This window comes from Nocardioides yefusunii, assembly GCF_004014875.1.
Lineage (GTDB): Bacteria > Actinomycetota > Actinomycetes > Propionibacteriales > Nocardioidaceae > Nocardioides > Nocardioides yefusunii.
The window spans coordinates 282264-300911 of record NZ_CP034929.1 but is presented as its reverse complement, the minus strand read 5'-3'; the positions used below and the strand labels follow the sequence as shown (position 1 = coordinate 300911).

13 protein-coding genes are annotated in these 18648 nt (G+C 68.5%); 5 read left to right on the top strand and 8 right to left on the bottom strand.

Features of this window, described 5'->3' with window-relative positions:
* Positions 1-179: 179 nt before the first annotated feature.
* Positions 180-1883 (bottom strand): hypothetical protein, encoded by a 1704-nt coding sequence (locus tag EOV43_RS15525; protein ID WP_206611362.1) that lies wholly within the window; start codon positions 1881-1883, stop codon positions 180-182.
* 529 nt (positions 1884-2412) lie between these two features.
* On the opposite strand from EOV43_RS15525, the gene EOV43_RS15790 reads away from it, so the two are divergent.
* Positions 2413-2544 carry a hypothetical protein gene (locus EOV43_RS15790; protein ID WP_277745766.1) on the top strand — a complete coding sequence of 44 codons (132 nt, stop codon included), beginning with the start codon at positions 2413-2415 and terminating at the stop codon, positions 2542-2544.
* Between the two features lie 259 nt (positions 2545-2803).
* Here the strand turns inward: EOV43_RS15790 and EOV43_RS01225 are convergent, their stop codons facing one another.
* The 4 genes from EOV43_RS01225 to EOV43_RS15520 all read right to left on the bottom strand — a co-directional run bounded on the left by EOV43_RS01225 (position 2804) and on the right by EOV43_RS15520 (position 10891).
* Positions 2804-4066 carry a fatty acid desaturase family protein gene (locus tag EOV43_RS01225; RefSeq protein ID WP_128219319.1) on the bottom strand — a complete coding sequence of 421 codons (1263 nt, stop codon included), beginning with the start codon at positions 4064-4066 and terminating at the stop codon, positions 2804-2806.
* 76 nt (positions 4067-4142) lie between these two features.
* Positions 4143-5315: a ferredoxin reductase gene (locus tag EOV43_RS01220; protein WP_239022174.1), complete on the bottom strand. Its 1173-nt coding sequence runs from the start codon at positions 5313-5315 to the stop codon at positions 4143-4145.
* Between the two features lie 216 nt (positions 5316-5531).
* Positions 5532-6617, bottom strand: coding sequence for a carboxypeptidase-like regulatory domain-containing protein (locus tag EOV43_RS01215; RefSeq protein WP_128219318.1), 1086 nt, complete (start codon positions 6615-6617; stop codon positions 5532-5534).
* A 173-nt stretch (positions 6618-6790) separates the two neighbouring features.
* Positions 6791-10891, bottom strand: a complete 4101-nt coding sequence (locus EOV43_RS15520) for a carboxypeptidase-like regulatory domain-containing protein (protein ID WP_206611361.1) — start codon at positions 10889-10891, stop codon at positions 6791-6793.
* A 291-nt stretch (positions 10892-11182) separates the two neighbouring features.
* On the opposite strand from EOV43_RS15520, the gene EOV43_RS01205 reads away from it, so the two are divergent.
* From EOV43_RS01205 to EOV43_RS01195, 3 genes are all read left to right on the top strand, one after another.
* Positions 11183-12073, top strand: coding sequence for an ATP-binding cassette domain-containing protein (locus EOV43_RS01205; RefSeq protein WP_164878600.1), 891 nt, complete (start codon positions 11183-11185; stop codon positions 12071-12073).
* Between the two features lie 7 nt (positions 12074-12080).
* The gene (locus EOV43_RS01200; RefSeq protein WP_128219316.1) at positions 12081-12959 is read left to right on the top strand and encodes a hypothetical protein; all 879 of its coding nucleotides are present in this window, start codon (positions 12081-12083) and stop codon (positions 12957-12959) included.
* A 112-nt stretch (positions 12960-13071) separates the two neighbouring features.
* Positions 13072-14232 (top strand): PucR family transcriptional regulator, encoded by a 1161-nt coding sequence (locus tag EOV43_RS01195; RefSeq protein WP_239022173.1) that lies wholly within the window; start codon positions 13072-13074, stop codon positions 14230-14232.
* A gap of 79 nt (positions 14233-14311) precedes the next feature.
* On the opposite strand, the gene EOV43_RS01190 is transcribed toward EOV43_RS01195, so the two are convergent.
* Positions 14312-14812, bottom strand: coding sequence for a hypothetical protein (locus tag EOV43_RS01190; protein ID WP_128219315.1), 501 nt, complete (start codon positions 14810-14812; stop codon positions 14312-14314).
* Between the two features lie 216 nt (positions 14813-15028).
* Between EOV43_RS01190 and EOV43_RS01185 the strand changes: the two genes are divergently transcribed.
* On the top strand, positions 15029-15928 hold the full coding sequence (locus EOV43_RS01185; protein ID WP_128219314.1) for a hypothetical protein: 900 nt from the start codon (positions 15029-15031) through the stop codon (positions 15926-15928).
* Positions 15929-15967: 39 nt separating this feature from the next.
* Here EOV43_RS01185 and EOV43_RS01180 read toward each other — a convergent pair whose 3' ends face one another.
* A complete protein-coding gene (locus EOV43_RS01180) occupies positions 15968-17278 on the bottom strand; it encodes an LLM class flavin-dependent oxidoreductase (protein WP_128219313.1) in 1311 nt (436 codons plus the stop codon).
* Positions 17279-17309: 31 nt separating this feature from the next.
* Positions 17310-18644, bottom strand: coding sequence for an LLM class flavin-dependent oxidoreductase (locus tag EOV43_RS01175; RefSeq protein WP_128219312.1), 1335 nt, complete (start codon positions 18642-18644; stop codon positions 17310-17312).
* Positions 18645-18648: the final 4 nt, after the last annotated feature.

Below are 18648 nucleotides of genomic sequence, written 5' to 3'. Positions count from 1 at the left end.
CTCCTCGCCTGCACGGCGTGATCGCGGCAGGGACACCCGATATCGGGGACGCGTCACTTCACCCGTGACCTACGCAGAATGTGCGGAAGATGTCGACCGACGACCGACGACCGACGAGCGCCGAGCGCCGAGCGCCGAGCGCCGAGCAACATCTCCCGCACATTCCTCGCCGCCTGTCTTCAGGCGACCTTCTTGCTCCACACAGTGGTGTGCACGAGCGTGGTGTGGCCCTTGGCCTTCACCGTGATCCGCAGACGCACCTGCTTGCCCTTGAGCTTCTTCGTCAACTTCAGCTTGGACTTCGTGGCGCCCTTGACCTTGACGAACTTCTTGCCCTTCTTCGTCTGCCACTGGTAGGTGATCGTCACCTTCGCCTTCGCGTCAGTGGACTTCACCTTCACCTTGCCGACCTTGAGGGTCTTGCCGACCTTCGCCTTGCCGGAGACCTTCACCGCCGTGAGCAGCTTGATCACCTTCGGCGTGGGCTTCGGGTCGGGCGTCGGCGTCGGCGTCGGCGTCAGCGTCGGCGTCAGCGTCGGCGTAGGCGTCGGCGTCAGCGTCGGCGTAGGCGTCAGCGTCGGCGTAGGCGTCGGCGTCGGCGTCAGCGTCGGCGTCGGCGTCAGCGTCGGCGTAGGCGTCAGCGTCGGCGTAGGCGTCAGCGTCGGCGTCGGCGTCAGCGTCGGCGTAGGCGTCAGCGTCGGCGTAGGCGTCAGCGTCGGCGTAGGCGTCAGCGTCGGCGTAGGCGTCAGCGTCGGCGTAGGCGTCAGCGTCGGCGTAGGCGTCGGCGTAGGCGTAGGCGTAGGCGTAGGGACCACCAGATCCGACAGGTTGATCAACAACGTCCTGCCCCCCACCTCGGGCGTCAGCACGTGCGCCTGCTCCAGCGTGGCCACCGGTCCTTCGTCCGAGTAGAAGCCGACCGATCCTTCACGGACCGAACCGTCCCGCTCGAGCACCGTGAATCCCAGGACGTACTGCCCAGCCGGCAGAGAAGGGAACCCGTAGTACTCCGCACTTGCCCGTGTCGTGGTCCGCGCCGCTTCGGCGAAGGTGCCGTCGCTCTGCTGTGCGTACAGGACCACCTGCACCGCCCCGGCAGCGAGGCTGGACGGTGAAGGGATGTTCCCGCTGATGTTGGCCGCGGGATAGATCACAAGCGAGAGACCCTCGAGCACTTGGTCGAGCTCCACCGTGAACAGGTAAGCATCCGAGGCGTCCAGGCTGCCAGTCGCCTCACCCGTGTACCAGGTGGTCAGCCCGTAGTTGCTCGATGCCTTCAGCCGATAAGTGCCTGCGGGCAGCCCGTGCAGGACGAAACCGTCTTCCCTGGCACCGTCGCTGCCCTCCTCCACCCATGACACCGCCCCGTCCGACGACGACACCCTGCGCTCGGCGACCACCGCCTCCGCGTAGCGGGGCTCGCCGGACACAGCGTCGAACACGTTGCCCCGCACCACTCCGTAGGCATGCAGCACGGTGTTGCCGAGGTCCACCCGGTCGCCAGCAACGAGGTCGACCGCGACCCCGCTGGCCGGGTCAGCATTCCCGCCGATCCACGTCGGCGACATCCACCTGGCCTCGTCAACGACCTCGAACCAGTAGCGGCCGGGAGGGAGGCCGTACATCTCGAAGTTGCGCCAGAAGCCGTCCATCAAGTAACTCAGTTCTTCCACATGCTCGCGTTCCCCGTTGTGGTTTTCCCTGTACACACGCAGGTGCAAGTACCCGGTGTCGCGCCCATCGAAGGACTCGACCGATCCGACAACTTGCGCGTCACGGTCAGCGGTGAGGTCTACCCCGGTGACGTTCTCCTCGTAGCCGACGTCCACGACGTCGGGGTGCACCGTCGTGGCCACCCCGCGGGACGCATCGACGCGCAACACGTAGGAGCCAGCCCGTACCGAAGGAACCGTGAATTTGCCGGACCTGTCCACCCGACCGTTCAACGCGTTGTTCCAGTTAGGGGGCCCACCGGCCGATGGCACAACCGCCGCGCGAACGCTGACATTGGAGAGATCGACGTCCGAGGACGCCCGCACCGTCCCGCTGATCGAGCCCCACGGGCTCACGTACATGTCGACTCCGGTGACCGCCGCACCGGCCTTAACAGTGACCAAGGTCGCCTGCTTTTCGTCGACCGTGTCGCCCAGGTACCGAGGGACCCAGGTGGAGCGCCACACCTTGGAACGGAACTCGAGGTAGTACTGCCCGTCCGGAACTCCATCGAACCGGTAGCTTCCCGCTGCATTCAGGGTGACTCTCTCGGCGTCAGAGTCTTCACCGCTCCAGTGGCTGAGCGGCCCGAAAATCCCCGTGGGGTCCCCAGCTTCGTCACCCAGTTCTCCATGGATGTAGGCGATGACCTCAACCTCGGATCGGTCCACACCTGGCCCCACAGTCACAGTGCCCGAGATGAAACCCATTCCCGTCGCGGCGTGTGAACCCACAGGAATGCACCACCCCGCCAACGCAGTGGCCATGGCCAACGCCGCCATCACCACCCGTTTCGTCCCGATGCTGACTGGCTGCATGCGATCCCCCTGATCGCCGTGTCGCCACTAACGGGGCGACGCCCCCGCACGGTTGCCGAGGACGTCCAGCGCTGATGTGAACATCAGGGGTCCCCCAGATGTTAGGTCGCCTGCTCAGGCTCCCGCAGGGATTCGCGACCGGCCCCGGGTGTTCCAGCCCCGAGGCGAACCGGCTGGTCCAGACGAGGGTGCTGCGCCACGACGCACGAACGCCCCCGCGAGTGGCAACCCTGCGGGGGCGTTCAGTGGAGCGTGATGCCTCAGGCTGTGCGTCAGGCGGCGGTGGTGACGTCCGACTTCGCGACCTTGGCGCGCTTGCGGGCGACCTTGGCGTCGAGGTGGGCCTGCAGCGCACGACGGGTGCGCTTGTCACCGGTGACCATCTTGGTGAGCAGACCGAGCTGCTTGGGGAGGTTCTTGACCGTGGTGGTCTCGGTGAAGCCGTTGGGCAGCGAGAGACGGAAGACCTTGTGCCAGGCCGAGTAGACCTGCGGGACCAGCGGACGCTCGAGGTAGTTGAGGTCGTACTCCTCGAACAGCGCCTTCACCTTGACCCGGATCTCGGCGTACCGGTTCGACGGGAGGTCGGGGAAGAGGTGGTGCTCGATCTGGTGCGACAGGTTGCCGGTCATGATGTGCATGGCCTTGGAACCGGAAATGTTGGCCGAGCCGAGCATCTGACGGATGTACCAGTCGCCGCGCGACTCGTCCTCGTCGAGCATCTCCTTCTCGAAGGTCTCGACGCCCTCGGGGAAGTGACCGCACATGATGACCGAGTGGGTCCACATGTTGCGGACCCAGTTGGCGACCAGGTTGGCGGCCATGGTCTCCAGAGCCGAGCCGGTGACCAGCGAGAGACCCGGGTGGATCACGTAGTCGCGGGTCATGTGCTTGCGGATCTTGGTCTTGACCTTCTTGACCTCTTCGGCGAAGCCCTCAGGACGCTTGTCCTTGGGCTTCTTGAGGTTCTTGCCGAGCTCGAGGTCGTAGGCCGCGATGCCGTACTGGAAGAAGCAGGCGTTGATGAAGTTCCAGGCCGGCTGCACGATGTACATCGGGTACCACTTCTGGTCCTCGTCGACGCGCATGATGCCGTAGCCGAGGTCGTTGTCCTTGCCCACGATGTTCGTGTAGGTGTGGTGGACCTCGTTGTGGGAGTGCTTCCACGCCTCCGACGGGGTGACGTTGTCCCACTCCCAGGTGGAGGAGTGGATCTTCGGGTCGCGCATCCAGTCCCACTGCCCGTGGAGGACGTTGTGGCCGATCTCCATGTTCTCGAGGATCTTCGAGACCGAGAGGCCGACGGTGCCCAGGATCCAGGCCGGGGGGAACTTCGAGAAGAGCAGCACCCCGCGCGAGGCCATCTCGAGGTAACGCTGGGTGGCGATGACGCGACGGATGTAGGCCGCGTCCTTCTCGCCTCGGGAGTCAGCGACTTCCTGACGAATCGCGTCGAGCTTGCGACCGATCTCCGCGATGTCCTCCTTGGACAGGTGGGCGATCGGGTTGGCGTCCTTGTTCTGGATGACGGTCATCGTGTTCCTCCGAACGGGATGGTGATGCGGGAGCGGAAGTGTGTGGGAGCGGCGCCTGGGGTGGGCGCGCTCGGCGTTACTTGGAGATGCGGCAGGGGCCGGCGGGCGAGGAGATGCAGGTCTGGATCTTGACCGCGCCGGACTCACCGGGGACCGCGGTGGTGAGGTCGCCGTTGCGCAGGTCGCGCACGGTGCCCTCCTCCAGTGGCACGAGGCATCCCATGCAGAGACCCATGCGGCAGCCCGAACGCATGAGCATCCCGGCCTCCTCCGCGGCGTCGAGCAGGGTGGTGGCCCCGTCGATCTCGAGGGTCACGTCGGACTTCTCGAAGACGACCGTGCCGCCCTCGCCGGCCTCGACGCGGCTGGTGCGGAACTGCTCCACGATCAGCGGCAGGCCGTGGCGGGCGTGGTGCTCACCGAGGGCGTCGAGCAGGCCACCGGGACCACAGGCCAGGGTGATGCGCTCGGCGACGTCGGGGACCATCGACGGAATGTCGTTGACGTCGAGGAAGCCGTGGGTGTCGTCGTAGCGGGCGATCAGGCGGATCTTGCCGGCGGCGTCGAGCGCCTGCAGGTCGCGCAGGAAGATCGAGTCGGGCTCGGACGGCGCGACGTGGATGACGGTGATGTCGAAGTTCTTGCTGCGGTCCAGGCTCACGACGCCGGAGTCGGCGACCGGGAAGAGGTTGCGCAGCATGCCGATCACCGGAGTGACGCCCGAACCGGCGGTGACCATGAGGTACTTGCCGCCGTTGACGTCGGGCATGACGAACTCGCCGGCGGCGGGCTCGAGGTGGACCAGGCTGCCGACCGGGCAGCGGTGCACGAGGTGATGGGAGACGACACCGTCGGGCACGGCCTTGACGGTGATCGAGATGTTCTTGTCGCCGCGCGGACCGTGGGTCAGCGAGTAGGCACGCCACAGGCGGACGCCCTCGACGTCGATGCCGACGCGGACGTACTGGCCGGGCACGTGGCCGGCCCAGTCTGCGCCCGGACGGATGACGATGGTGGCGGCGTCGGCGGTCTCGGGGGTGACGCTGATGATGCGTCCGCGGAGCTCGGCGCCGGGACGGAGCGGGGCGAAGAGGTCCATGTAGTCGGCCGGCATCAACGGAGTGGTGGCCGCCTCGACCAGCTTGACGGCGCGGTCGCGCAGGCGCGGCTTGCGTCCGGAGTTGGCGCGCGGGTCCACGTCGGCGGCAGCGGGGGCCGGGGCGATGGGCTCGGATGCAGTAGCGGTCACGATGAACAGTCTGCGTCGACAGAAGCCGTTTTTCTCGACCTGAGGAAGTGAACCTTCACCCTCTTTTTTGTTCTTTGCGAACAAGAAGGGCGCAGAACGCGCCTGTTACGCCCGGGTTAACTGTGCGGTAAGTGTCGACAAGAACAACGTCCCCGGCCCGCACCAGAGGTACGGACCGGGGACGTCGTCGTCACCGCAGGCGGGAAGCATGGAGCCTCAGGCGACCTTCTTGCTCCACGCCGTCGTGCGCACGAGCGTGGCGTGGCCCTTGGCCTTCACCGTGACCCGCACCCGCACCTGCTTGCCCCTGAACCTCTTCGTCAGCTTCAGCTTCGACGTCTTCGCGCCCTTGACCGCGACGGCCTTGGTGGCCTTCTTCACCTGCCACTGGAACGTGACCTTCGCTGCGCCCGGCGTGTAGGCGCCCCGGGTCGCTGTGAGCGTCCGACCGATCGCGAGCTTGCCGCTCACCTTCGGCTTCGTCCGGACGACGATCTTCTTCGGCTTCGGCTTCGGACCGGGCTCCACGCGCGGCTTCTCCGACCCCGGGCCGACGGCGAACCGGTGGTCGAATCCGGTGTGGACGCGTCCCGCGACCAACGCGAAGTCACGCGCCTGGGCCAAGGTCCGCCCACCGCCGAGGAAGGACCGCCCGTACCCGCGCCCGTGCAGGTCAGCGACCTCGATCCGGTGGTTGACGCCCCGGAGACGCTTGAGGGTGTAGCGGCCCTGATGGTCGGTGTACGCACCGGCGACCATCGAGAACTCCTGGACCCCGTAGAAGTGGTTCTCCTCGAACGGGAGAACCCAGACCCCTTCGACCGGGGCCCCCGACGCGGCACGCACCGTCCCGGTCACGACGGCGCCCGCTGGAAGGGCCTCGTCCACACCGGCAACCCTGCCCCCGTCGGGCACCACGACGTCCTTGGCCTCTCCCGACCAGCGCCCGTCGCCGTACCACTCACCGAGCACGTTGCTCTCGGGACGGGTCTCGAACTCGACGCGGTAGGTCCCGGCGCCCAGACCGGCGACGCTCCACCTGCCGTCGGCCGCAGGCCTCACCGGGGACGGGTCCGGGACCGAGGGACGGACCCCGTCCACCGCCTGACTCCGGACATGCACCAGGACCGCGGTGACCGACTCGCCCGCAGGGACGCTCACCCGGCCCGACATCGTCGCGGTCGCGCCCGGCTCCGCCGCCTGCCCCACACCGCCGGCGCTGAACCCCGTCACCACGAGCAGCAGTGCAGTCGCCGCAGCCCCTGTCTTCGCCGAACTTCTCTGCGTAGAACGTCGTCCCATCGAGCTTCCTCCCCCGTGCGGGCCCGCGGCCCGGCTCTCCGCCGACGCTAGGAGAGAGCGGCGGCGAACGCCATGAGCGCCGCTACTCAGTCCACCGAGGACCGTGCCCCAGACGCACGGGAGCCCCCGGACCACACAGGTCCGAGGGCTCCCGTCCACGACGAACAATCAGGTCAGGCGACCTTCTTGCTCCACACAGTGGTGTGCACGAGCGTGGTGTGGCCCTTGGCCTTCACCGTGATCCGCAGACGCACCTGCTTGCCCTTGAGCTTCTTCGTCAACTTCAGCTTGGACTTCGTGGCGCCCTTGACCTTGACGAACTTCTTGCCCTTCTTCGTCTGCCACTGGTAGGTGATCGTCACCTTCGCCTTCGCGTCAGTGGACTTCACCTTCACCTTCGACACCTTGAGGGTCTTGCCGACCTTCGCCGTCCCAGTGACCTTGGGCTTGGCAGAGAGCTTGACCACCTTCACCACCGGCTTGGGAACCGGCTTCGCCGTGGGCTTCGGCTCGATGGTCGGCTTCGGCTCGGGCTCAGGCGTGGGCGTCGGCTCAGGCGTCGGCTCAGGGCTCGGCTCAGGGCTCGGCCCAACCGGATCGTCCTCATCACTCAGGTCCCGCGCGAGCAGGACCAGGACGGTGCCCAGGTTGACGGTCTCCGTGCCCATCTCGATGTCGATGGCCTCCTCGAAGGTGACACCTCCGTAGTAGCCGGCGTAGGAGCGGAACGGATGCGCCCCCTCCCCGCGGAGCCGGTAGGTGCCCGGAGAGAGCCCGGAGAACACGACGGGATCCCATTGCGCGTCGGGGAAGGTGCGGATGTCGTCCCACGTGCCGTCGCTCTGCCGCTGCATCAGGACCACGTGGGCGTACCGGTACCCGAGCTCGCCCGGAGCCACCTCGAAGTTGAACCGGCCGCTCAGGGTCGCGCCGTTCCTGACCGTGATGTCGAGGTCGTCGCGGCGTTCGCCCGATGCGAGGGTGACCAAGGTGGCTCCGACCCGGTCGTTGCCGCCGAGCCAGGTCAGGGGCAGCCAACGGTCACCGTCGTAGGCGATCCGGTAGACACCGGCAGGAGCACCCCACGCGGTCCAGTTCCCCTCGTCGTCGACCTCGACGGAGGTCTCGACCCAGGCGTCCTCCCCGGGAACCCGTCGCTCGATCCTGACGTACCCCGTTCCGCCGCCCTCCCGGGGGAAGGTGACGTGGCCGGAGAGGCGTCCCTGCTCGATCTGCACCGTGACGGCGTCGGCCGGCGACTCGGGGCTCACCTCGACGTCGGTCGCGGCCGCCAGTGCGTCGGAGTCGCTGAGGACGAACTCGTGGTGGTGGCTGTAGCCGATGAACCGGTAGGTGCCGGGGAACAGCGAAGCAGCCCAGTGGCCCTCCTCGTCGGGGTGGATCCGGATGCCCCAGGCCCACTCTGTCCCGTCCCACCGGTGAGCCACGACTGCGAAGTCGTCCGGGTCCAGTCCCTCGGGGACGACGAGCGTGCCAGCAGCCGCACCGAACTCCGGCAGGACCAGGTCGATGCCTTCGAGCCTCTGTCCACGTGCGACGTCGAAGGACTGCGCGGTGCTGCCGCTGCTGCCGCCGTACCAGGCGTAGACCTCGCCGTTCCACGCGTCGGAGAGCCGGGCCGTGTAGGTACCGGCCTCCAGCCCACCGAAGCTGAACGGCTCGCCGATCTCCACGTCCTGCGTCACATGGTAGTACCACCCCTCGTCCTCCATGGTCATCAGGCTCACTTCGAGCGGACGCTCCGAGCCGCCACGGGAGGCGACCGTCCCGCTCACACGCCCACCCATGACGGGCCGACCCTCGACCTCGACGGCCCCTCCTGCCGCCATCGGGAACCAGGTCGCGTCGTCACGGAGACGAGTCCCGCCCACGAACTCCGGGAGCAGTCCGCCGCCGGAGAACTGCACGACGTAGCGACCGGGCCGCACACCGCGGAAGACCGCCTCGCCGGCATCTGCGTCCCACCACTGCGTCATGTCCATGTACTCGTCGTCAGAGAGCGTGACTCGGACGTCGTCCAGATCCACGCCCTCAGGCATCTCGGCCCTGACCACGAACCGGCCCGCGGTCGCCATGACGATCTCGAGACCCGTCAGCGCGCCTCCGCTCCCCACGGTCACGACCTTGGCGTCCTCCAGGGACGTACTGCCGCCGTAGTAGGTCGCAAGCACCTCGGAGTAGTACGCGTCGGGCGAGGCCCTCACGACGTAGTCACCTGCGCCCAGACCAAGGACGGTCCACGTCCCGTCGTCGACGACCCAGGTGCCACCTGCGTGACGCGACTCGCCGTCCTCGACGCGATAGAGGTCGACGAAGAGCTCACTCAGCTCCGTCCCCTCTGGAACAACCACGGATCCGGAGACCGTGCTACCAGCCACCATGGTCACCGGAGGAAGCTCTGTGACCGACTCCGCCTCGACGATGATCAGGCCTTCGATCCCCACGTCCGTGGAACCGTCGTGGAAGACCTCGAGGAGAGAGCTGCCCCAGCCTCCTCTGAACTCGACCGCATAACGCCCGGGCTCCAGCCCCCGCAGGACGTAGCTACCGTCCTCGGCCAACTCGGTCTCCTGCCCCCAGTCGAGCGAGTACTCGTAGTAATCCGTGTAGGACTCCTCGTCGAGACGACGAGCAGTGACCCGGACGTCCTCGACCGAGTGTCCGTCCGGCAGGATCACACGACCGGTGATCTTGGCCCCGCGCAGCAGAACCATGTTGATCTGGCCGACCGACCTCTCACCGACCGACACCCGCTCCGCGGAGACCCACGAGGTGCCGCCGCCGTAGTAACGGCCGACGTACTCGTCTGTGCCGTGGAACTCGATGACCTGCTCAGAGGATCGCGGAGCGAAGAGCGCGTAGCGGCCGTCCTCGTCGGTCGTGGTGTAGCGACCGTCGAGAGGCGCGACGTACCCGTCCTCGTCCTCCCCGACCGTCGAGGCCGAGACACCGGCCCACTGCAGGGGCGCGCCCGCGGAGTTGGTGACACGACCGCTGAGGAGCGGGTTGAGCACGACCTCTTCCCGGACATCGTCGACGAGGTCATCCGGTGCGAGCGTGACCCGTCGGACGTTGTCGCGCGAGGGGAACGCAGCAGTCTTCGACTCGACGGTGAGGTAGTACTCACCTGCGTGCAGCGAGCCGAAGGCGAACGAGCCGTCCTCGTCCACCGCGACGGAATCCCAGTCCCTCGCGTCGCCGACGCGGGTGAGGCGCACGTACGCGCCCGGGTCCGGCATCCGAGCGTCGCGCTCCCCGGTCATCACGATGGTGCCCTGCACCCGCGCAGCGAGCTGCGGAGCGAAGTCGACCACTGTCGTCGACGCATCGTCGACCGCGATGTCGGCAGCCGATCCCAGACGCGTCGCGCCTCCGTTGAAGGTCGTCGGCCAGTCGCCGCTATCGCTGCGCACGCCGATCCGATAGGAGCCGGTGGGGAGATCGAAGCCGTAGTCGACGGACGTCGCGTCCCACGCAGGCAACCAGAGCCAGTCGTACCACTCGTAGTACGCGCTGTCGTCCCACTCGTCGATCACGCGACGGTAGACGTCGACAGTCACCGAGCCGTACTCGCTCGGGGCCGGAAGGGCGATGGTTCCACGTACCGTGGGCGAGGCCACCAACGCCTGGGCGCTGGCCCCGGTGCCGGCCTTGGCTCGGCCCTCAGCCTGCGCCGGGGTCCCGGGCTCAGTCGGGGAGCCCGCGTCCGCCTGGATCGGGTCCGGGCTGCCGGTCGGGGCACACGTGTACGGCATGACGAGGCCGTCGTCCTCGAAGGTGCGAATGAGCCACTCATTCAGAGTGATCGTTCCGGCGCTGGCGTCCGCAGTGCGCTCACCGCCCAGTGTGGTCGGGGCGCGGTCGTCGTCTGCACCGACCGCGCCGGAGAGCCGTACGGTCTCGCCGTCCACGGTGGCTGTGGCACGGATGTCGAACTTCATGCCGCGAGTCAGGTCATCGGCACCGTAGGCGTTGACGGTGACTGCTCGTCCGTCGACGGCGGCTCGCCACGCGATCGAGGTCGTGACCTCGCCGGTCGGACCGACGCAGGTGACCACGTCGTTGCCGGACCGGGTGCCGGGGGCCGTCGGGGCGACGGCGGCGGCGGAGGTGGTGGTGAAGGGGGTGTCCGACGAGTCGTCCACAGTGGTGGGAGCGGCGAGCGCGGGGACGCTCGCCATCGCTCCGACCAGGACTGCTGCACTCGTCATCGCTCCCAGGGCGCGCCTGAGCGCGCCGCGATGGCGTTCCATCGTTCTCCTGTCGGGGGATGCAGCCTGGCGGGGCTGCGACATGGACGCACGCACCTCGGTGCGGCGCGCGAGCGGTGCCTGATGCACCACTTCTGTGATGATTCTGTGACATTGCTCCGCCGGGGCAGCCATGACCCGTTGCGCTCCCCTTCCAGGTAGATGTGCATCAGCAGCGCATTCCCCTCCGACGAGAAGTCGTCCGCGGAGCGGCAACGACACCTCCCGACGGCTTCCTTTCGCTAGCGTCGCGAACCGGAGCGAGGGAGAGCCACAGTGATCAACGTGTCGCGGGTGACGAAGACCTACGAGCACCGACGCATCCTCGACCGGGTCTCGACCTCCGCCCGCGACGGAGCGGTGACCGGCATTGTCGGGCCACTCGGCGCAGGTGCCTCCACGTTGCTGCGCATCGTCGCCGGGGTCGTTCGCCCCGACGAGGGAGCTGTGACCTTCGACGGCACGACGTTGCCCGACGCCGCCGACCCGCCTCGCACGGTGGGGTCGTTCTTGGGCAGCGAGCAGATCCCTGATCGCCTCACGCCCAGGTCCTTCCTGAAGTACGTGCGCGCCCTGGCCGGCGCCCCGCGCTCCCGCGTCGGCGAACTCCTCGACCTGGCCGACCTCACCCACGTCCCGGACCAACTCGTCAAGGACCTCTCGACGTCACAGCGCCAGCGCCTCGGCATCGCCGCCGCGACCGTCGGCCACCCTCACCACCTCGTGCTCGACGAACCACTCGCCGGACTGCAACCGGGAGACGTGGGGTGGGTCCAAGGGCTACTGCGCGAGCACGCCGACCGAGGCGGCGCCGTGCTGCTCTCCTCCTCCCACCTCGACGCCGTCGCACCGCTGGTGGACCAGGTGGTCGAGATGGACCGCGGCCGTGTGGTCCGTGAGGGCGCCATCGCGACGTTCCTGGCCCCCGGAACCCCTCGGACCTACGTCGAGACGGACGACCTCGAGACCGCCCGCACCCTGCTGGTCGCACAGAGCTGGCTGGTCGAACGCCACGGCGACGGGCTCGTCGTCGACGGCGCGACGCCCGAGCAGGTCGGTGCGGTGCTCTTCGCCGACGGCCCCGGCGCCACCCAGGTCCGAGCGTTGGGCCGTGCCGGTGACGGCGGTCGGCTGCATCCAGCCGATGCCGTCCGCGCTGTGCGCGCAGCGGCCCGGAGGCAATGAGGAATCGATGACCAGCTTCGACCCCGACGACACCACCTCCTTCCCGCCCGTGCCCACGGCGGTGCAGGTCTCCGCGGTGGTCGACCCCACCGTCTCCAGCGCCCGTGGCCCCCAGGACGCGCTCCGCGTGCTCCGGGCACACCTCGTCCGGATGCTCGGCCAGGGCGGTCTGCGCGGACCACTCGCCGCCCTCACCGCACTCGCCACCGCGGTCGGGGTGTCCGCGGTTCCGGTGCTGCGCCACGTCCTCGACGACCGCCCGCCCCTCGACGTGGCCCTGCGGTGCGCGGACAGCGCCGCCTTCGTCGTCGCGGCCGGGTGGTGCTTGGCGCTCGTGCTCGACACCGCGCAGGCCGGACGCGACGGGGTCTGTCTGACGGCCACGACGCTGGTCCCCCGACGACGCCGCCTGCTGCTGACCCACGCCGGTGCAGCAGCGCTCCTGGGCGCCGTCGCCACGGCGATCGCCTCGTTCCTCACCGGCGCCGCCGCGGGGGCGGTCCTGCTCGGCGGTGCCGGGCAGGCGTGGACCGGGCGGCTGCTGGTCGGAACACTGATGGCGACGGTGTCCACCGCGATGCTCGCGGCGATGGCGGTCGCGATCGGTTCCTTGGTCCGGCATCCCGCACTGGCCCTGCTGACGCTGCTGGTCGGCTGGGTGGCCGTCCCGACCGCGATCAACTCGGTAGGCTTCCTGCTGCCCGAGGGCGCGACCACGGTCACGACCACGCTCGCTCACCTGTGCCCCTCGACGATGGGCGGGCGCAGCGTCACCGGGATCGACTCCCCCACCGCTCTGCTCGCCAACCAAGCGGGGCTCGCGGCCTGGACGGCACTGATGCTGTGGGTGGCCGACCTGATGGGCAGCAGACGAGATCTCGTCTGACCTGACGCACACCCCAGAGTTGTCCAGCAGTGATCAGAGGAACAGCCTGTCACTCGAACCGTCCCCCTAGAGTTGTTCGCAACGAACAGTTCTGGACGTCCAGGAGGTGCAGGTGACCACGCTCGTCATCACCCCCGAGGTGCGCGACGTGATGCGCGCCAAGCTCGCCACCGTCGGAGAGGCCGCGGTCAACGCGATCATCGCGGAGGTCCCGTCCTACGTGAACGCGTTGAGCGGGCACATGGGGGAGAACATCCGTAACGCGGTCTCCCTCGCGCTGGGCGGCTTCATCTCCCTGGCCTCCCGCGCCGACGGCACCGACCTGCGACGCCCGGGCGCCGCCGCCCTCGAAGGCGCCTACATGCTGGGGCGCGGCGAAGCCCGCTCAGGTCGTTCGATGGAGGCACTGCTGGCCGCCTACCGCGTCGGGAGCCGCGAGTCGTGGCGCCAGATGGCGTCAGCACTGGTGGAGAACGGCGTGGACGCAGCGACCATCGCGTCGTTCGCAGAACTCGTCTTCACCTACATGGACCAGCTCTCCGACGCCTCCGTCACCGGCCACAGCGACGAGACCGCGTCGAGCGGGCGCATCCGTCAGCAACTGCTGGACGAACTGGCGCGTTCGCTCGTCGCCGGCGACCCTGACGAGATCCTCGTCCGGGCTGCCGAACGTGCCGAGTGGGAGCCACCCGAGACCCTGACCGCGGTCCTGCTGCCCGAGGCCCAGGTGGGTGCCGCGATGCGCGTCGTCTCGCCACACACGTTGCGCGTCGACGACCTCACCGGCGAGACCGACCGCGTCGTCCTGCTGGTTCCCGACGCTCCGCGACGCCTGCTGCTACGCGCCGTCCAGGGTCGCCAGTGCATCGTCGGGCCGCCGCGACCGTGGACGCGGGTGCGCCGTTCCTACCGACGGGCCGTGCGAGCACTGACGCTGCCGGAGGCCAACGGACCCAGCGTGGTCGACACCGAGCACCATCTGGCCGCACTGGCGGTCTCGGCCGACGTCGACGCCCTGCGTGACCTGCGCGCCCGGGTGCTGGCGCCGCTGGCCGACCACACGCCCACCGCCCGGGAGAAGCTCACCGAGACGCTGCGGGCCTGGCTGCTGCTGCAGGGCCGGCGCGACGCCGTGGCCGAGGCGCTGTTCGTGCACCCACAGACGGTCCGGTACCGCGTGGGGCAACTCCGCGAGGCGTACGGCGACGCTCTCGAGGACCCTCACTTCGTCCGCGAGGCGATCGTGGCGCTGGGTTTCGACCACCCGGCCTGACCCTTTCTTGCCCGCGGACGTCATCACATCTGGTCGCCAGAGCGACCAGATGTGATGACGTCCCGCACGACGGGGTACCTCAGGGGCAGGTCTCGGCGAGCTTCACGACACCGAAGTCGACGATCGTCTCCTCGGTGAACGTCTCCCCCGGCGCGGGCTCCTGGCCACAGACCTTCCAATGGGCGTCGAGCACCTGGAGGCGCCACCCCTCGAGCACGTCGTGCGACCTGAGCAGCGGCCAGACCGGAACGCCCAGCAGGTCCTTGACGGCTTCCTGGGCCGACTGGAGGTCGACGCCGAGAGTGTTCGGCATCGTGTAGGCGGTGAGCACGGGCTCGGGTGCCTTCTTCTCGGCCTCCTCGACGGCTTCCTCATCGGCGGGCTCATCGGCGGGCTCAGACTCGTCGGCGACCGGCTCGGGCGTGGCGGTCACGGTGGCGGTCACAGTGGCAGTCGCGGTCGGGCCCGCAGCCGGTTCGGCGTCGCCTCCGCAGCCGGTGACCACCAGGGCGCCGAAGGCGAACAGGGCGACAGAGGTGGCGAGCCTCTTGGGCTTCTCAATGGCATCAGTACGCGGCACTTCACCAGCCTCGCCGCCCGCCTGATGTTTCGCGCCCTTTCCCGATCGACGTGACGCGCACCACGTCTTTCCCTCTACCCAGCAGTAGCAAACCTCTGAAATGGAAGTTTTTTCGCGGCACAGTGAAAAAACCATCTGGAAGTGATCTCGGCACTCCCTCTGTCCCATGCGCGACATCCCGGCCACCCGGTCCGGACCGCGCCGTCGAGGAGATTCGTGAACACCCCCGCACCGTCGCGCCGCGCCGTCATCCGCACCGCAGCGTGGACCGCACCTGCCGTCATCGTCGCCGGGAACACCCCGGCCTTCGCCGCCTCAGGAACCACGTCGACCGCGGCCTGCGCGCCGATGTACTACAGCCTCGACTGGGGCACCTCGGACTACACGACCACCGCCGGGTCACTGGTCCCCACAACCAACAGCATCACCAGTTCGTCGTCGTCGGGAACCGTCACCGTGTCCCCCACCGGCGTCGCAGCCACGACTGCCACCAAGATCAGGATGACCGTGAACAGCTCGTTCACCGGTCGGACCCGCGGACTCAACGTCTCAAACTTCCGCAACATGACGCTCTCCCACTCCTACGGGGGAAGTTCCGACGTCGGCGGGACCGGCAAGGTCGGACTCACCCTGATGCAGCGCCTCTCCAACTCCACCAGCAACGGCCGCAACAGCCGACAGACGCTCACCATCACCTTCGAGAAGCCGGTCAAGAACCTCTCGTTCACGATCACCGACATCGACGCCTACAACCCGAACCCCAGTTACCAGTACACCGACGCCGTCCTTGTCACCGGCAACCAACCCAACGCCACCGGCGGCGCCGGCGTCGCAGTGCTGCCGGACCGCTTCACCCACGACACCACCACCAATCACGGCACCCAGGGCAGCGGAACCGCCGCTTCGCCGCTCACCAGCCGCAACAACGGCAGGTCCGGCACCGCCGTCGACACCAACTCCCGCGGCGGCAACGTGATCGTGCACTTCCCCACCGACACCGAGGTCAAGACGGTGACGGTGGAGTTCTGGAACAACCGCTCGGGCAGCGTGACCAGCAACGGTCAGCAGGCCATCTTCCTGACCGACTTCACCTTCACCCGCGACGGCATCTGCTGACCCCCGGCAGCACCGACGTTCCCGAGCGGGTTCACGGCGTCAGCCCAGACGGGCCAGTTCCTTCAACGTCCCCTCCGACGTCGGGATCGGGAGACCGTAGTTCTCCCGCAGCGTCGTGCCCTCGTACTCGGTGTGGAACAGGCCGCGCTCCTGCAGGATCGGGACGACGTTGTCGATGAAGTCCTCCAGCAGCACCGGGTAGGCAGGGATCAGCAGGTTGAAGCCGTCCGCGGCACCGGTGGTGAACCACTCCTCGATGAAGTCGGCCACCTGGACGTAGGAGCCGACGAAGTTGAGGTGGCCGCGTCCGTTGGCGATCACCTCGACCAGGCCGCGGAGGGAGAGGTTCCCCTCGTCCGCGATCCGGCGCAGGATCTCGATCCGAGACTTGATCCCATCGCTCTCCTCGGCGGTGGGCAGGGCGTCGAACGGCACGGGTGCGTCGAGGTCGTGGCCCGAGAGGTCGACGCCGCCGAAGAAGTGGCCCAGGGCCACCAGACCCGCATCGAAGTCGATCGCGGCGTCGTAGGTGGCCTTCAACGCGCGGGCCTCCTCCTCGGTCTCCGCGACGAACGGCATCAGCCCGGGCAGCACCTTGGTGTGCTCGGGGTTGCGTCCGGCCTCGGCGACGGCGGCCTTGAGCTTGGCGTAGTACTCGCGGCCCTGCTCGATCGTCGGGGTGGCGGTGAAGACCGCCTCGGCGTACTTGCCGGCCAACGCGATCCCCGCCTCGGACGAGCCCGCCTGCACCACGACGGGGTGCCCCTGCGGACTGCGACCCAGGGTCAACGGTCCCGTGACGGAGAAGTGCTCTCCCACGTGGTCGATCGGGCGGATGCCGCCCTCGCGCCTCGGATCCTCGTCCCAGCTGGCCCACAGCCCCAGGGTGACGCGCAGGAACTCGTCGGCGATCGCGTACCGCTCGGCGTGGGTGGGCAACGCGCCACCGTAGTTCGCCGCCGCAGCCTCGTGACCGGTGGTGACGACGTTCCAGGCCGCCCGGCCACCGCTGACGGTGTCGAGGGAGGCGAACTCGCGTGCCAGCGTGTACGGGTGGTTGTACGTGGTGGAACTGGTGGCGATCAGACCGATGTTGCTGGTCGCCGCCGCGATCGTGGTGAGCAGGATCCGGGGTTCCGGGACGCCGTGCGTGGGGCCGAACTGGCTGGCCTGGTGGGCCGGGCCGTCGGCGAAGAAGATCGACTGCAGCTTGCCGCGCTCGGCGGTGCGGGCGAGTTCCTGGTACCACGCAGCGTCGAGATCACCGGAGGCGTGCCCGAGGACGCGCCACGCGGCAGGATGGTGACCGGAACCGGCGAAGAAGGCGTTGAGGACGAGCCGACGAGACATCGAGAACTCCTGGGATGCGGTGCGGGCGGGGTCAGCCGACGCGGAGGTCGGCGATGGCGGAACGGTCGGCCGGGACCGGCAGGCCGTAGTGCTCGCGCAACGTCGAGCCTGTGTACTCGGTGCGGAACAGACCGCGCTGCTGCAGGATCGGGACGACCCCGTCGACGAAGTCGGTCAAGGTGTCAGGGAGCGTCGCCGGCATGATGTTGAAGCCGTCCGAGGCACCGGTGGTGAACCACAGTTCGATCTGGTCGGCTATCTGCTCCGGCGTCCCGGCGAAGACTCGGTGGCCGCGGCCGCCACCGAGGCGACGCAGGAGCTGCCGCACGGTGAGGTTCTCCCGGCGCGCCAGGTCAAGCGTCAGCTGGTAGCGGCTTCCGGTGGTCTCGTCGGGGGCCCGGACCGCGGAGGGCAAGGGCGCGTCGAGCGGGACCTGCTCGATCGGCAGCCCGACGGCGCGGGCCAGCTGCTCGTGGGCGTGGTCGAGGACGATCAGGTCGTCCAGCGCCTCGGCCTTGGCCTTCGCCTCCGCTTCTGTGCCACCCAGGACGGTGACGATGCCGGGCAGGATCTTGAGGTGGTCAGGGTTGCGTCCGGCCTTGAGCGTGGCTGCCTTGAGGGTGGAGTAGAAGTCGCGTCCCTCCTCGATCGTGCGCTGTGCAGTGAAGACCGCTTCGGCGTACTTGGCAGCCAGTGCAATGCCGGGACCCGACGACCCTGCCTGCACGACGACGGGGTGGCCCTGCTCGCTGCGCCCGACGGTGAGCGGGCCCTGCACGTCGAAGAACTCACCGTGGTGGTCGGCGGCGTGGACCCGCGTCGGGTCGGCCCAGACACCGGTGCCCTTGTCGCCGACGACAGCGTCGTCCTGCCAGCCGTTCCAGAGCTTGAGGACGACGTCGACGAACTCGTCGCCACGGCGGTAGCGCTCGGGCGCCTCGGGCCAGGGGTTGATGCCGTAGTTGAAGCCGACGTCGCCGCCGGTGGTGACGACGTTCCAGCCGGCCCGGCCACCGCTGAGGCGGTCCAAGGAGGCGAAACGTCGAGCCAGGTTGTAGGGCTCCTCGACGGTGGTCGAGGCGGTGCCGATCAGACCGATCCGCTCGGTGACCGCGGCGATCGCGGCGAGTTGGACGGTTGGGTCCAGGGACTCCGAGGGACGACGGTCGGGCGCCTGCAGAGCCGGGACGTCGGCGAAGAAGATCGAGTCGAGCAGGCCACGTTCGGCGGTACGGGCCACCTCCACCCAGTGCTTGAGCGGCAGGTAGTCGGCCGGCGCCTGGGCGTTGTGGCGCCAAGCAGCCTCGTGGTGGCCGGCGTGCATGAGGAAGGCGTTGAGGACGAGCTGACGGGACTGGTCGGGCATGACG